The sequence below is a fragment of the Streptomyces sp. NPDC051567 genome (genome assembly GCF_044454165.1).
Classification (GTDB): Bacteria; Actinomycetota; Actinomycetes; order Streptomycetales; family Streptomycetaceae; genus Streptomyces.
The window spans coordinates 95,798-108,945 of sequence record NZ_JBITDK010000006.1; the positions used below are offsets into that span (position 1 = coordinate 95,798).

13 protein-coding genes are annotated in these 13,148 nt (G+C 72.3%); 5 read left to right on the forward strand and 8 right to left on the reverse strand.

Annotation, left to right across the window (positions count from 1 at the left end; translation table 11 throughout):
- The first annotated feature begins 105 nt into the window (after window positions 1–105).
- Window positions 106–609, forward strand: a complete 504-nt coding sequence (locus ACIA5F_RS09565) for an RICIN domain-containing protein (RefSeq protein ID WP_399350975.1) — start codon at window positions 106–108, stop codon at window positions 607–609.
- Between the two features lie 540 nt (window positions 610–1,149).
- Here the strand turns inward: ACIA5F_RS09565 and ACIA5F_RS09570 are convergent.
- The 8 genes from ACIA5F_RS09570 to ACIA5F_RS09605 all read right to left on the reverse strand — a co-directional run bounded on the left by ACIA5F_RS09570 (window position 1,150) and on the right by ACIA5F_RS09605 (window position 10,201).
- Complete coding sequence (locus tag ACIA5F_RS09570) at window positions 1,150–2,046, reverse strand: class I SAM-dependent methyltransferase (protein WP_399350977.1); 897 nt, start codon at window positions 2,044–2,046, stop codon at window positions 1,150–1,152.
- A gap of 97 nt (window positions 2,047–2,143) precedes the next feature.
- Complete coding sequence (locus tag ACIA5F_RS09575) at window positions 2,144–3,247, reverse strand: NAD(P)-dependent alcohol dehydrogenase (protein WP_399351316.1); 1,104 nt, start codon at window positions 3,245–3,247, stop codon at window positions 2,144–2,146.
- Window positions 3,248–3,249: 2 nt separating this feature from the next.
- Window positions 3,250–4,689, reverse strand: coding sequence for an aldehyde dehydrogenase family protein (locus ACIA5F_RS09580; RefSeq protein ID WP_399350979.1), 1,440 nt, complete (start codon window positions 4,687–4,689; stop codon window positions 3,250–3,252).
- Window positions 4,690–4,697: 8 nt separating this feature from the next.
- Window positions 4,698–5,453, reverse strand: coding sequence for a (5-formylfuran-3-yl)methyl phosphate synthase (locus tag ACIA5F_RS09585; protein ID WP_399350981.1), 756 nt, complete (start codon window positions 5,451–5,453; stop codon window positions 4,698–4,700).
- A 187-nt stretch (window positions 5,454–5,640) separates the two neighbouring features.
- Complete coding sequence (locus ACIA5F_RS09590) at window positions 5,641–7,179, reverse strand: flotillin family protein (protein ID WP_399350983.1); 1,539 nt, start codon at window positions 7,177–7,179, stop codon at window positions 5,641–5,643.
- Between the two features lie 94 nt (window positions 7,180–7,273).
- Entirely contained in the window at window positions 7,274–7,783 is a 510-nt protein-coding gene (locus ACIA5F_RS09595; protein ID WP_399350985.1) for a hypothetical protein, read from the reverse strand.
- A gap of 159 nt (window positions 7,784–7,942) precedes the next feature.
- Entirely contained in the window at window positions 7,943–8,998 is a 1,056-nt protein-coding gene (locus ACIA5F_RS09600) for a PucR family transcriptional regulator (protein ID WP_399350987.1), read from the reverse strand.
- Between the two features lie 330 nt (window positions 8,999–9,328).
- Complete coding sequence (locus ACIA5F_RS09605; protein ID WP_399350989.1) at window positions 9,329–10,201, reverse strand: hypothetical protein; 873 nt, start codon at window positions 10,199–10,201, stop codon at window positions 9,329–9,331.
- A 149-nt stretch (window positions 10,202–10,350) separates the two neighbouring features.
- Between ACIA5F_RS09605 and ACIA5F_RS09610 the strand changes: the two genes are divergently transcribed.
- The 4 genes from ACIA5F_RS09610 (at window position 10,351) to ACIA5F_RS09625 (ending at window position 13,134) form a co-directional block, all read left to right on the forward strand.
- A complete protein-coding gene (locus ACIA5F_RS09610; RefSeq protein ID WP_399351318.1) occupies window positions 10,351–10,575 on the forward strand; it encodes a C1 family peptidase in 225 nt (74 codons plus the stop codon).
- Window positions 10,576–10,729: 154 nt separating this feature from the next.
- Window positions 10,730–11,653 (forward strand): LLM class F420-dependent oxidoreductase, encoded by a 924-nt coding sequence (locus ACIA5F_RS09615; RefSeq protein WP_399350991.1) that lies wholly within the window; start codon window positions 10,730–10,732, stop codon window positions 11,651–11,653.
- Between the two features lie 406 nt (window positions 11,654–12,059).
- Window positions 12,060–12,704, forward strand: coding sequence for a GNAT family N-acetyltransferase (locus ACIA5F_RS09620; RefSeq protein ID WP_399350993.1), 645 nt, complete (start codon window positions 12,060–12,062; stop codon window positions 12,702–12,704).
- A 106-nt stretch (window positions 12,705–12,810) separates the two neighbouring features.
- Window positions 12,811–13,134 (forward strand): NIPSNAP family protein, encoded by a 324-nt coding sequence (locus tag ACIA5F_RS09625; RefSeq protein WP_399350995.1) that lies wholly within the window; start codon window positions 12,811–12,813, stop codon window positions 13,132–13,134.
- The last annotated feature ends 14 nt before the right edge of the window (window positions 13,135–13,148 follow it).

A 13,148-nucleotide genomic window follows, 5' to 3' on the forward strand; every position in this document is an offset into this window, starting at 1 on the left:
TCTGGCCACGGGGTGCGGTTTCCTGCCATCCGGTCAGCGGCCTGTTCATCCGAGCCTCGCAATGGTAGGTATGGGCCCTCACTGCACCGCCACCGAGGGAGAGCTGTGAAACCACGTAAGGGGAAAACTGCGGCACTGGCCGCAGGAATCGTCATGGTCATAGGCGCTGCCGCCGCGCCTGCGTCCGCATCCATTTCCGTCGACTCCGCGAACTCCGGACCTTACACCTGGGTGAACAGGAACTCGGGTAAGTGTCTGGAGATCCGGGGTGACTCCACTGCGAATGGCGCTGCTGCCAACCAGTGGGACTGTAATGGCTCCGCCACCCAGAAATGGTACAGCAGCAACCTGACCGGTTGGGGCACACTCACCAACGCGAACTCGGGCAAGTGTCTGGAAATTCGAGGTGATTCCACGGCGAACGGTGCCCGGGCGAATCAGTGGGACTGCAATGGCTCCGCCACCCAGCAATGGTATTGGGCGGCTGACGGAAGTCTCGTGAATATGAATTCGGGTAAGTGTCTGGAGATCCGGGGTGACTCCACCGCGAATGGCGCCGATGCCAACCAGTGGCAATGCAATGGCTCTGCCACCCAACTCTGGCGCTGAGCCGCTGAGCCGCTGAGCCGTCGCAGACAACGCGGCACCGGCCGGTGCGGTCGTCCCGCCCGCCGGAGGTGTGGCAGGCGGGACGGGGGCAGAACGGCGGGGCGGGATCGACGGGTGGTGCCTGCTCTTGGTGGTACCCGTTCCGGCCCGGGCTGTCAGCTCACGCGGTCAGCGGCGAGGCGGGGTGTTGGGCTGGTGCGGGGCGTAGGGGGCGACGAAGGGGCGAACCACGGGCGCGTGTCGGTGGCGGCCTTGTTGAGGAAGGCGAGCGCACGGCCCTTGATCACGTTGGCGGTGCAGCCGGTGAGCGTACGGACCGTGCCCCGGTCGTTGTAGCGGGCGTCCGTGCAGCCGGGCGACCAGCCAGTCGTCGAAGCCGCTGAGCGCCAGCGAGTCCAGTAGGGCCTGCTTCGACGTGACCCGGCCCGGACGCCCGAGGTGCTCGAAGCGGCCCTCGACGCCCCCCCGTCGTCCGTCACGCGTCCGCCACCTGTCCGTCATCCGTCCGAGCAGACAGGATGATGCCTGCCGGCGGCAGTGTCACGGCCGGGGTTTGTCCGCGAACACCCACCGGTTGCCCGCCAGGGCGTCGTTCGGCTCGGGCAGTGGGCCGCGTCCGTGGTGGCGGGTGAAGTCGAAGGGGGTGCGCACCGATGTGGACCAGCCCTTGCCCGCCAGGTCACCGGCGGAGTCGGGCCGCGGCTCCCTGGCGAACAGGTTGAGCAGGTCGATGCCGATCTGGTGCGCCGTCGCGGTGTAGAGCGGGCTGTCGCGGTACTCCAGCAGGTCCTTGTCGAGCTTGACCTCGAACGCCAGCGCGCTTCCTCCCGCGCTCAGCCGGTCCACCGTGTCCATGAGGTGGGTCTCGGCGGCGCTGGGCAGGTAGAACAGCAACCCCTCGGCCAGCCAGACGCTCGGTACGGCCGGGTCGAAGCCGGCGTCGGCCAGCGCGGTGACCCAGTCGGCGCGCAGATCGACCGGGACGGGGACGCGCGCCGCCTTCGGGGCGGCCGACAGCCCGTCGAGCACCTCGTGCTTGAACGCCAGCACGCCTGCCCTGTCGATCTCGAAGACCACACAGCCGGGAGGCCAGTCGAGCCGGAACGCCCGTGAATCCAACCCCGCCCCGAGCAGGACCACCTGACGGGCACCCCCCGTGCGCACCGACCGGAGGAGGAAGTCGTCGAGGACCCTCGTGCGCAGACCGAAGTACCGCGCGAACCGCCCCCACAGCGGGTTCGCGTCCCCGTCCGGAACCTGCTGTATGCGGACCGGCCAGCCGGCGGACGCCGGTGCGGCGAGCACGAAGTGCTCCGCGTAGAGGTCCCGTGCCAGGGCGTCGTGGCGGTGGGCCTCGATCGCCCGTGCCGCGGCGACCAGGAGCGCGGTCACACCCACACCCCCTTCCACACCCTCCACACCCTCCGCACTCTCCATGCCGTCCACACCGGTGCTCCGAGGCGTTGTACCGGCCACGTGTACTCCCTTGGGTGAGTTGAGACCACGAACAGCTTCGAACCCCTCGTTCACCGGTTTACCGGTTGCTTTCCCCCGGAAGCAGGACGGGTTTGACCACGCGCCCCGCCTCGCAGTCGCGTTCGGCCTCGTCGATGTCGGCGAGCGGGTACGTACGGATCAGCTCGTCGAAGGGGAAGCGTCCGGCCCGCCACAGGCCGGTCAGCCGTGGGATCAGCAGCCCGGGTACCGCGTCCCCCTCACAGATGTGGGAGATCCTCCGGCCCCGGTCCAGTGTCCCCGGTTCGAGCGGCAGCGCGGTGTGGAGCCGGGCCACCAGACCGAGGTGGCCCGTCGGGCGCAGGGCCCGGAGCGCGTCGTTGATCAGCCGGGCGGAGGCCGTGGTGTCCAGTGCGTACCGCGCGCCGCCGTCCGTCAGTCGCCGGATGCGGCCGGGCAGGTCGGCCGACGCGGCGTGCAGCGGGATCGCGCCGAACCGCTCGGCGAGGGCCAGCCGTCCGGGGTGCCGGTCGACGGCCACGGTCACCGCCCCGCAGGCGGTGGCCGCCATCACCGCGGCCAGGCCCACCGCCCCCGCGCCGAAGACCGCGACGGTGTCCCCGGGCCCGGCCGCGAAGGAGTGGAAGACGGCTCCGGCGCCGGTGAGGAAGCCGCAGCCGAGCGGCCCGAGCAGTTCGACGGGCAGTGAGGGATCGACCCGGACGGCGTTGCGCGCCGCGACCACCGCGTACTCGGCGAACGAGGACTGGCCGAACCACCGGGGCGCCAGCGCGCCCCCGGCCGCGTCCGTGAAGCGGGCGGCGTTCTCCTCGCGCCCCCCGAAGAGGTTCAGCGAGGCGAAGGAGTCGCAGTAGGCGGGGGCGGCGCCCAGGCAGTTCCGGCAGTGTCCGCAGGAGTCGAAGCTCAGCACGACGTGGTCGCCGTCGCGCAGGCCGGTGTGCGGGCCGCCCGTCGCCACCACGACCCCGGCCCCCTCGTGGCCGAGGACCGCCGGCAGTGGTGAGCGGCCCGCCGAACGCCGGACCGCGAGATCGGTCCGGCACATCCCGCACCCCGCGATCTTGACCAGGACCTCGCCGTCGGCCGGCCCCGCGTGCAGGACCACCTCCTCGACGGAGAACCGGCCCCCGGGCGAGCGCAGCACCGCCGCGCCGAACCTCATCGTCACGACTCCTCCGGGCGGTGCACGACGAACGGCCTGAGGTTCCCGTAGAACCCCCACGGTCCGCCCGCGACGCCGACCCCGCTCTCCTTGGCGCCCGCGAAGGGCTGGGCGAGGGACAGTTCGGCGTGGTGGTTGATCCACGCCGTCCCGCACTCCAGCCGGTCGGCCACCGCCCCGGCCCGGTCGAGGTCGCTCCCCCATACCGAGCCGCCCAGCCCGAAGCCGGTCCCGTTGGCCGCCGCGACGGCCTCGTCGAGGCTCCCGTACGGCAGTACCGGCAGGACGGGGCCGAACTGCTCCCGCGTCACCACCGGGCTGCCGGGCGGGACGTCGGCCAGGATCGTCGGGGCGTGGAAGTACCCCGGCCGGTCCAGCCGGTGGCCACCGGCCGCGGCTCGGGCGCCGTCCGCCAGGGCCCGGGCCGTGCAGTGCTCGACCCGGGCCAGCTGGGGGGCGTTGTTGACCGGGCCCAGCTCCGTGCCCGGATCGAGACCGGCTCCGACGACGACGGTCTTCGCGCGCTGCGCGAGGGCCTCGACGACATCGGCGTAGAGCCGGGCCGGGGCGTAGACGCGTTTGACCGCCATGCAGACCTGCCCGCAGTTGCGGAACGCCGCCCAGAACAGCCGGTCCGCGATCCGCTCCACGTCCACGTCCTCCAGCAGGATCGCGGCGTCGTTGCCCCCCAGCTCCAGGGTGACCCGGGCGAGCGAGGCCGCCGCGCCCCGCGCGACGGCCCGTCCGGTGGGGACCGAACCGGTGAAGGTCACGTGGCGGATGCCCGGATGGGAGGCCAGGCGGGCGCCGAGGGGTTCGTGACCGGTGACGATCGTCAGCACGCCCTCGGGGAGCGCGGTGGACAGGACGGTTCCCAGCAGCCGTGTGGCGAGGGGGGTGAAGGGGGAGGGCTTGAGGACCACGGTGTTGCCCGCCGCGAGCGCGGGCGCGAACTTCGCCGAGGCGAGCTGGAGGGGAAAGTTCCACGGGACGATCGCGGCGACGGGCCCGAGCGGGCGCCAGCGGAGCTCGCTGCGCACCGGCCGGCCGTCCGGGGGGAGCCGGGTCCCGGGGCCGATTCCGGTGTGTCCGGCGGTTTCGGCGTGCTCGGCGAGTCCGGCGAAGTAGCGCAGGCGGGCCGCCGTGCGGGCGGTCTCCGCGTACGACTCGGCCAGGGGTTTGCCCTGCTCGCGGCTGAGCAGCGGCGCGAGGTCCGCCCCGGCGGCCTCCACGGCGTCGGCCGCCGCGCGCAACGCGGTGGCGCGGGCGACGGGGTCGGCCCGCCAGCCGCGCCAGGCCTCGTGGGCCCGGCCGACGACGGCGTCCAACGTGTCCGGCCGCTGGTCGGGGGCCTCCGCGAAGGCCTCGCCCGTCGCCGGATCGAGGACGGTGAAACGCTCGCCGAGGGCTCCGGGCGCGCGCCGGGGCCGATGTGCCGCCATGCCGGCGCTCACCTCGTGGCGGTGACGGCAGCCGCGTGTTCCCGGGCGTGCCGGTCCATCTCCGCCCGGAAGGCGGCCACCAGCCTCGGCTGAATCCTTCCTGCGGTACGGTCGCCCCCCTCGCAGACCGCCCCGCGCACCCCCACGATGTCCGTGCCCATGCGGGTCAGCGCCCCGAGGTCCTCCACCTTCACGCTGCCCGCGAGAGCGGCGAGCAGACCGCCCTCGTGGGCCCGCCGGACGAACTCCGCGCAGACCTCCGGCGGAACGTGGTCGAACAGCCGGGTCCCGTCCTTGACCGCGGTGTCGAGCATGGCCGCGTCGGAGCCGGAGCGCAGGGCGATGTCGGGCAGCGCGAGCGGGTTGACGCAGCCGATCCGGTGGGCGTCCGCGTAGCCCGAGGCGACGACGAACGCGTCCGGCCGGTAGTCCTTCACCGCCCGGACGACCCCCCGCATGACCTCGACGGCCTGCTCGGGCGTCGTGCATCCGTAGAGGCCGACCTTGATGTACGTGGCTCCGGAGACCGCCGCCCCGAGCGCCGCCTGGGCCACCGTGCCGGGTTTGTACGGCACGTCCCCGACGGTGGCGGACACCGGCTTGTCCGCCGGGACCGCGTCGCGGATCTCTCTGATGACCCACGGGAAGTTCGCGCCGAGCGAGCCCTCGTCGGGCTTCTTGACGTCGACGATGTCGAGGTGCTCCGCCGCCTTCGCGCAGTCGCGGGCCTCTTCGACGCTGTCCGGGGAGATGAGGAGCAACATCGTGGACTCCTTTCACCGCACGTCCACCTGGCCGGGGCACAGGTGTGCGGAGTCGTCTGGATCACTTGGGGTCGGCTCATCATCACGGTGGCCCCCGGGCATCGGTAGGGCGCGCGGAGCACGGAAGGGGCGCACTCGGCATACCGAGTGCGCCCCCGTGCGTGCGTTTGAACGGAACGGCAGCCTGCTAGCCGGCGATCTCGATCTTCCCGTCGGCCGGGACGGGGACGGCGGCGGGGACGGCGGAGGAGGGTCCCCGCTCCGGAGCCGTGAGGCCCTTGAGGAGCTGGGCCAGGTCGACGCCGGTGGTGGAGCCGAGGAGCTCCATGCCCTGGGCGACGTTGTCGGCGACCGTGCGGGAGAGCTTGCTCGCGCCGTCGGTGGAGATGACGGTCAACTTGTCGATGGCGGACAGCGGTTCGGCGGCCTTGGCCACGACCTGCGGCAGCGCCTCGACCATCATCTGGACCATCGCCGCGTCGCCGTAGCTCTCGAAGGCGTCCGCCTTCTTCTGCATCGCCTCGGCCTCGGCCGAGCCCCTGGCCAAGATGGCCGCCGCCTCCGCGTCGCCCTCCAGCCGTACCGCTTCGGCGATCGCCGCACGCCGGGCGCGCTCGGCCTCACCCCGCTTGGCACCTTCGATCGCCTCGGCCTCGGCCAGCGCGGACCGGCGCTGCTTCTCGCCCTCACCGGTCAGGCGCGCCCGCTCGGCCTCGCCCTGGGCGGCGGCGATGGCCGCGAGGCGCTCGGCCTCGGCCTGCTTGACCCGGGCCACGCGCTTGGCCTCGGCCTCCTGCTCGGCCTGGTAGCGGCGGGCGTCGGCGGGCTTGCGGACCTCCGTGTCGAGCTGACGGTCGGTCAGAGCCGCCTGGCGCTCGGCGACCTTCTCCTGTTCGGCGAGGATCTGCTGCTGACGGTCGGCCTCGGCGAGCGGTCCGGCGGCATTGGCCCGGGCGGCTGCCGCGTCGGTCTCGGCCTTGATCTCGGCCTGGCGCAGGTACAGGGTGCGCTCCGCGACGGCGATCTCCTCCTCCGCCTTCAGACGGGCCTGCTCGGCGGTCCGGCGGGAGTTGGCCTCGGCGATGTCCGCCTCCTGCCGGGCGCGGGCGGCCTCGGGCCTGCCGAGGTCCTCAAGGTAGGAGCCCTCCGTGGTGATGTCCTGGATCTGGAAGGCGTCCAGGACCAGGCCCTGTCCGGACAGGCTGGCCTCGGCCTCCTCCGCGACCTGTCCGGCGAAGGCCGCGCGGTCACGGATGATGTCCTCGACCGACATCCGGCCCACGATGGCGCGCAGGGCCCCGGAGAGCACTTCCTGGGTGAAGCCGACGATGCCGCCCTGCTGCTGGAGGAAGCGCTGGGCGGCGGCACGGATGGCGTCCTCGTTGCCGCCGACCTTGACGATGGCGACGCCTTCGAGGTTGGCCTTGACGCCGCGCAGGGTGACCGCGCCGCGCACGGCGATCGGGATGTGCCGGCTGGAGAGGTCGAGGGTGTACCGCTGCTGGACGAACGGGACCACGAACACCCCGCCGCCCACGACGACCTTCTGGCCGCTGTTGTCGGTGGTGGTCTGACCCGTGGCCGGGTCGGTGGACTTCTTGCCGCGCCGGCCGGTGATGATGAACGCCTCGCTGGGGCCCGCGACCTTGTAGCGCGTGACGACGACGAGGGCGAGCAGGACGAGGAGCACGAAGACTCCGACGACCGCGGTGACGACTGGACTCATGAGGGAACCCCTCCTGCCCCCGAGGCGGCAGATCGGTGGTGACGGTGGTGATGGTGATGACGGTGGTGTGTGGACGGGCCGACGGAAGGCCGCGTCAGTGTTCTACGGCGCGGACGGCGACCGAGGTCGGGGATGGCGCGGCCGTCACCCAGACCTCCGCGCCACGGGCCAGCGGGCCGTCCGCCGTCGCGGCGTACTTGACGGGCTGCCCGGCCAGCCGGAGCAGGACCTCCCCGTAGCCGCCCGGCGGAACGGCGGTCACCACGGTCCCGGTCGACCCCACGAGGTCGCCGTGGCGGGGCGCCGCCCCGCTGCGGTCCCGCGTCAGGGCCCGGCTCGTCCGGTACGTGGCCCAGCCGGTCCCCGCGCCCGCGAGGGCCCCGGCGGCGGTCGCCGCTCCCGGGCCGAGTTCCGTGGACCCGAGCACGATCGCCCCCGTGAAACCGAGCGCGGAGACGAAGCCCGCGACCACCGGAAGCGACAGCCACCCGTCGAACAGTCCGCCCGGAGCGCCGTCGAAGACGCCCTCCAGGACTCCGTCGAGCACCAGGGAAGCGACCAGCAGCACGATCCCCACCATGCCGAGAACCAGAAACAAGCCCATGAACGCCTCCCCGTGCGACTGGTGTTTGCGCCGATGTGGGGATCGTGCCACCGGGACCCGCGTGTGCACATTGCCTGACCTCGGCAATCTTTACGCGGCTTTAACGCACGTACGTACGCATCACGCACGCGGCTGCGGCTGCTGCCCCGAGGGCCGTGCTCAGGCCCCGGCTTCGCCCGGCCAGCCCAGCAGACGGGCGCCGATCACCGCCGTCTGGAGCGTGTAGCGGTTCGCGGGATCGGCCGGGTCGGCGCCGGTGAGGGTGTGGATTCGCTCCAGCCGGTAGGTCAGCGCCCGCACGCTCAGCGACAGGCGGCGGGCCGCCTCGGTCGCCACGCAGCCGCTGTCGAAGTAGGCGGTGAGCGTGTCGATGAACGGCTGGACGCCCCCGCGCCCTTTCCGGAGCGGGCCCAGCACGCTTTCCACCAGGTCGGCCATGGCCTGCCGGTCCCGGGTCAGGACCGGATAGACCAGCAGGTCGGCGGCGTGCAGCACGGGCCCCTCCAGGGCCATCCGCTCCGCCAGTTCGAGGGCGTTGAGGGCCTCCTCGTACGAGTGGACGACTCCGCCGGCCCCCGGGTGCGAGCGGCCTATGGCGATCCGGCCCCCGCCGGTGGCCGCGTACGCCCGCTTCGCGAAGTACGCCAGGACGTCCGGCTGATCGCCCGGCGCGACACAGATCAGCCGCCCGTCCTTCGTGGTCAGCAGGATCTGCCGGTTGCCGAACCGGGCCAGGACCGTCTCCTCGATCCCCCGGGCCACCGGGTAGCCGTCACCGTACGGTTCGGGGCCCTCGGCGACCGCGACCGCGTGAGCCTGCGACAGCCGCAGCCCGAACCGCTCGGCCCGCTCCGCCAGCCTCCCCAGATCACTGCCCCCGTACAGCAGGTCGTCGATGAACTCCCGGCGCGCGGCCTCCGCTTGGCGGACCGCCTGGTGCTGCGCCCGTTCGTACCCCTCGGCGAAGGCGTCGACGGCCTGTTCGACGGCCGCGAGCAGCAGGCCGGTGGACGGCAGCGGCCGTACGGCCTGGGCCGCGGCCAGGTGGTCACGTATGAGGCCACGCAGCGCGCATCCGGCCTCCGCCGCCCGCTCCCCCTCCGTCCGGCGCGATTCCAGCTCGGTGCGGGTGAGCCGACGGCCTGTGGCGCAGGCGTCGAGGAGGATCTCGGCATACCCCTCCAGATACTTCTCCGGTGCCTCCCGGTCTGCCACGGCCCTCCCCGATCCTGACGCGTCCATGGCGAGTCCATGGCGGTTCCATGGTGCGTCCTTGACGCAGGGACAAGGGTGACACGCGTCGTGGAGCACCTCGCCACCGGCATCAAGGAGGCGTAAAGACTGCCGGTGACCGGCAGTGAAAACGTGGGCGGGGGCCGGGCAGGATCAGGTCACGGGGGAATCCCGCACCGGCCGGATGCCGGGATACGGAAACGGGGGACATCCGGCCGGTGCGGGGACCCGTCACCGCGCGGTGAACGACGTACGCCGAAGGGGCGGGGTGCCCGTCGCACCCCGCCCCTTCGGTATCCGCCCGCGGACCGGTCAGACCTTGTTGTAGGTGCCGGTGTTCCAGAGGGCGCCGCCCTTGCCTTCGCCGCCGCCCTTCTTGTAGACGACGAGGTTGCCGTCGTCCTGGAGCAGGGCGTAGGCGTTGGTGTGGCCGGCGGTGCCGGTGCGCCAGCGGACCGTCTCGTTCTGCCCGTACTCGTGCAGGGTCAGGTCCCCGTTGTCCCCCATCTCCAGGGTCAGGGCCTTGCGGTTGCCGTACGTGCCGCTGCCCCAGATGGCCTTGCCGTCACTCTTGCGGTACATGACGAGGTTGTTGTCCTTCTGGAGGACCAGCCACACGGTGGCGGACTCGGCCCAGAAGCCCGGGCTCCAGGACATGTCGCCCGAGCACACCTTGGCGTTCCACCGCATGGTCTCGGTCCTCCAGGACAGGTTCTCGCCGCGGCCGCTCACGACGAAGTTGCCGTCGTCCCTGATCGAGGCGTTGACGTAGCTGTTGGCCCGGTCGCCGTAGGTCGCGGTGTTCCAGAGGGCGCCGCCCTTGCCTTCTCCGCCGTCCTTCTTGTAGACGACGAAGTTGCCGTCCTCCTGCATGGTGGCGTAGGCGCCCGGGTTGCCGTACGTGCCGCTGCTCCACAGCGCGAGTCTGTACCCGCCCGGGTTGCCGCTCGCGTAGATGACGAGGTTGCCGTCGGGCTGCATGACCAGCTCGGCTTTGCCGGGTGTCGGGATCAGGCTCGCGCCCGACGCGAGGTGCTGGCCGGGCCGCAGGTCCGAGGTGTAGCCGGTCCTACTGATCATGCACTGGTCAGGACCGGCAGCCGACGCCACCGCCGGGACCAGGGCGGTCACGGCGGAGGCGCTGAGCAGGGTGACGAGTGCTCTGTGGAGCGCACGGGTACGCATGGTCGGTTCCCCCCGAGGAATGTGTGTGCTGTCGACCGGATTCGGTCACATGAGCTCTCTTTTTACACTGCTGCGCGACGGTGTGATCAACTCAATACTTTGAGTGCTGAACAGGGGGGGAGAAGCCGCCTCACGACGGCGCTCAGGCTCTGGACCATTTTGTCCTCATCGTCGGATACGGCACGGAGCTGGACGGTAGGGAGTACTGGACGGTGAAGAACGACTACGGGATCACCTGGGGCATGCTGGGCTACATCCGCATGGCCCGTAACGAGGAAAACCAGTGCGGGATCGCCACCCAGGCCGACCAGCCGGTCCTCAACCCGGCCCCCTACACCGCCCCCTCCCAGAACCCCTGGCCGACAACCCCGTAGCCATCCGGGCGGGTGCCGGTTCGAAGCCTTAGGTGTGCCGTGTAGGTGCGCTGTGTACGTGTACTGCGCGTGCGCAGTCCGCGTACACACGGCCGACAAGAAACTGTCACACGGGAGCGGAATGCGGGGCAGGCCGCCGCCCGTTCACCCTGACATGACTGTCGGAGTAGCGCTTCACACGACCGGCCCCGAGAACCAGATCGACGCCACCGTGCGGCTCGCCAGGGAGGCCGCGGACGCGGGGCTGCGGTCCGCCTGGTTCGGGCAGACCTTCGGGGCCGACTCCCCGCAGCTCGCCGCGATCGTCGGGCGCGAGGTACCGGGCCTGCAGGTCGGCACGTCCGCCGTCCCCGTCTTCGGACGCCACCCGCTGATCGTCTCCAGCCAGGCCCAGACCGCACAGGCCGCGACGCACGGCCGCTACCACCTCGGACTCGCCCTCGGCACCAGGCTGTTGACCGAAACCGGCTTCGGCATCCCCTTCGAACGCCCCGTCGCCCGCCTGCGGGAATTCCTCACCGCCCTGCGGCAGCTCACCGAGACCGGCACCGCCGACTTCCACGGCGAGCTGCTCACCGCCACCACACCGATCCCCGCGCGCGTACCGGGAGCCGAGGCCGGCGTGCCGCTGCTCGTCGCCGCGATGGGCCCGCAGGCCCTGCGCGTCAGCGGCGAACTCGCCGACGGCGTACTGCCCTACCTGGCCGGCCCCCGAGCCCTGGCCGAGCACATCGTCCCGGCCGTCACCGCGGCGGCCGAGGCCGCCGGACGCCCCGCACCCCGGATCGTGGCGCTCGTCCACGGCGTGGTCACCGACGACGTGGAGTCCGTACGCGAGAAGGCCACCGCACAGCTCGCCTTCTACGAACAGGTCCCCTCCTACGCCCGGGCCGTGGCACTCTCCGGCGGCCGGCGGGCGTCCGACGTGGCCGTCATCGGTGACGAGAAGACGGTCGCCGCCGAGGTGCGGCGCTACCGGGACGCCGGGGCGACGGAGGTGGTGTTCGCGGGCACCGACCTCGCCGGAGAGGCCGACCGGCTCCGCACCTGGGCACTCCTCGGAGAGCTGGCGAACTGACGCGTCGGCGAGCCGGAGAGCCGATGAGCCGATGAGCCGATCCACCGTCATGAGCGGGCAGCCGGTCATCAGGGAGGGACGGAGGGAGGGGAGAGAGAAGGGGGAAGGGTGGGGGAGGAGAGGAAGGAGGACTGCCACGTCGACGCAGCGGCCCGCGAAGCAGCCCACGACCGAACTCGACGCCCGCTACAGCTGCGCGCACAACCCCCGCCCGGGTGCGGCGGACGTCACCGCCACGGATCGCGGACGGACCGCCGCCGGACCGCCGCGGTCGGCACACCTGCCACCGGGGTCCGGGCCCGCCCGTCGGAAACCCGGTTGCGGGGACCCCGCTCCCTGCTTGATCGTTCCTCCCGGGCGGCTCTTCCGGTGCGGTCCGCCCACCCCGACCGAGGAGGAGACCTTCATGACGACCCCCGGCCCCGATCCCGGCCCCGGCACCCCGGCTTCCCGTGCCCCCGGCCTCGTGCGTCCCGCGACCCCCGCGGACCTTCCCGCCGCGGTCCGTACGCTGGCGAGCGCGTTCGCGGACTACCCGTACACCCGGCACGTGGTGGCCGCCGACGGCCACCAGGAGCGGGTACGGCGGCTCCAGGAGCTGTTCCTCACCCGGGTCGGGATGCCGTACGGCCGGGTGTGGGTCGGCGGGGAGGGCCGTGCCGTCGCCGTGTGGACCACCCCCGAGAAGGACCCGGGCCCCGGGTTCGCCGAGGTGGGTCCGCTGATCGCCGAGCTGGCGGGCGACCGGGCGGCGGCCTACGAGGCGGCGGAGAGCGCGGTGGAACCGTACCGTCCCCAGGAGCCGGTGTGGTTCCTCGGCGCCGTCGCGGTGGACCCCGGGTCGCAGGGCCAGGGGCTGGGAGCCACGGTGATCCGCCCCGGCCTCGCCGCCGCCGACCTGGCCGGGCAGCCGTGCTACCTGGAGACCGCGACCGGGCGGAACGTCCGGCTGTACGAGCGGCTGGGCTTCCGGACCACCGTGGAACTGCCGGGTGTCGACGGCGGCCCCCGGGTGTGGTGCATGCGCCGCGAGCCGGGCGCCGACGGCTGACGGAGGGTCCCGGCGGGGTGGGCCGTCCCACCGGGTGCGCACCGCCGCTGCGCGCCGGACGGTCGAGGGTGGTGGGGCGGGGGCCGATCGGGGATCATGTCGTCGTGTGATCACCATTCATCTGAAGTACGAGATCGATCCCGACCGCATCGAGGACTTCGAGGAGTACGGCCGCCGGTGGGTCGTGCTCGTCAACCGCTTCGGCGGCACCCATCACGGCTACTTCCTCCCCAGCGAGGGCGACAGCGACATCGCGTACGCGCTCTTCTCGTTCCCCGGTTTCGCGCAGTACGAGCGCTACCGGGCGGACAGCGCCACCGACCCCGAGTGCCGGGCCGCGATCGAGCTGGCCCGCCGGACGGGCTGCATCCGGCGCTACGAACGCCGTTTCCTGCGGCCCCTCGACCAGGAGGCGGACAGCGGTTCCTGAGGCTCCGCAGGAGC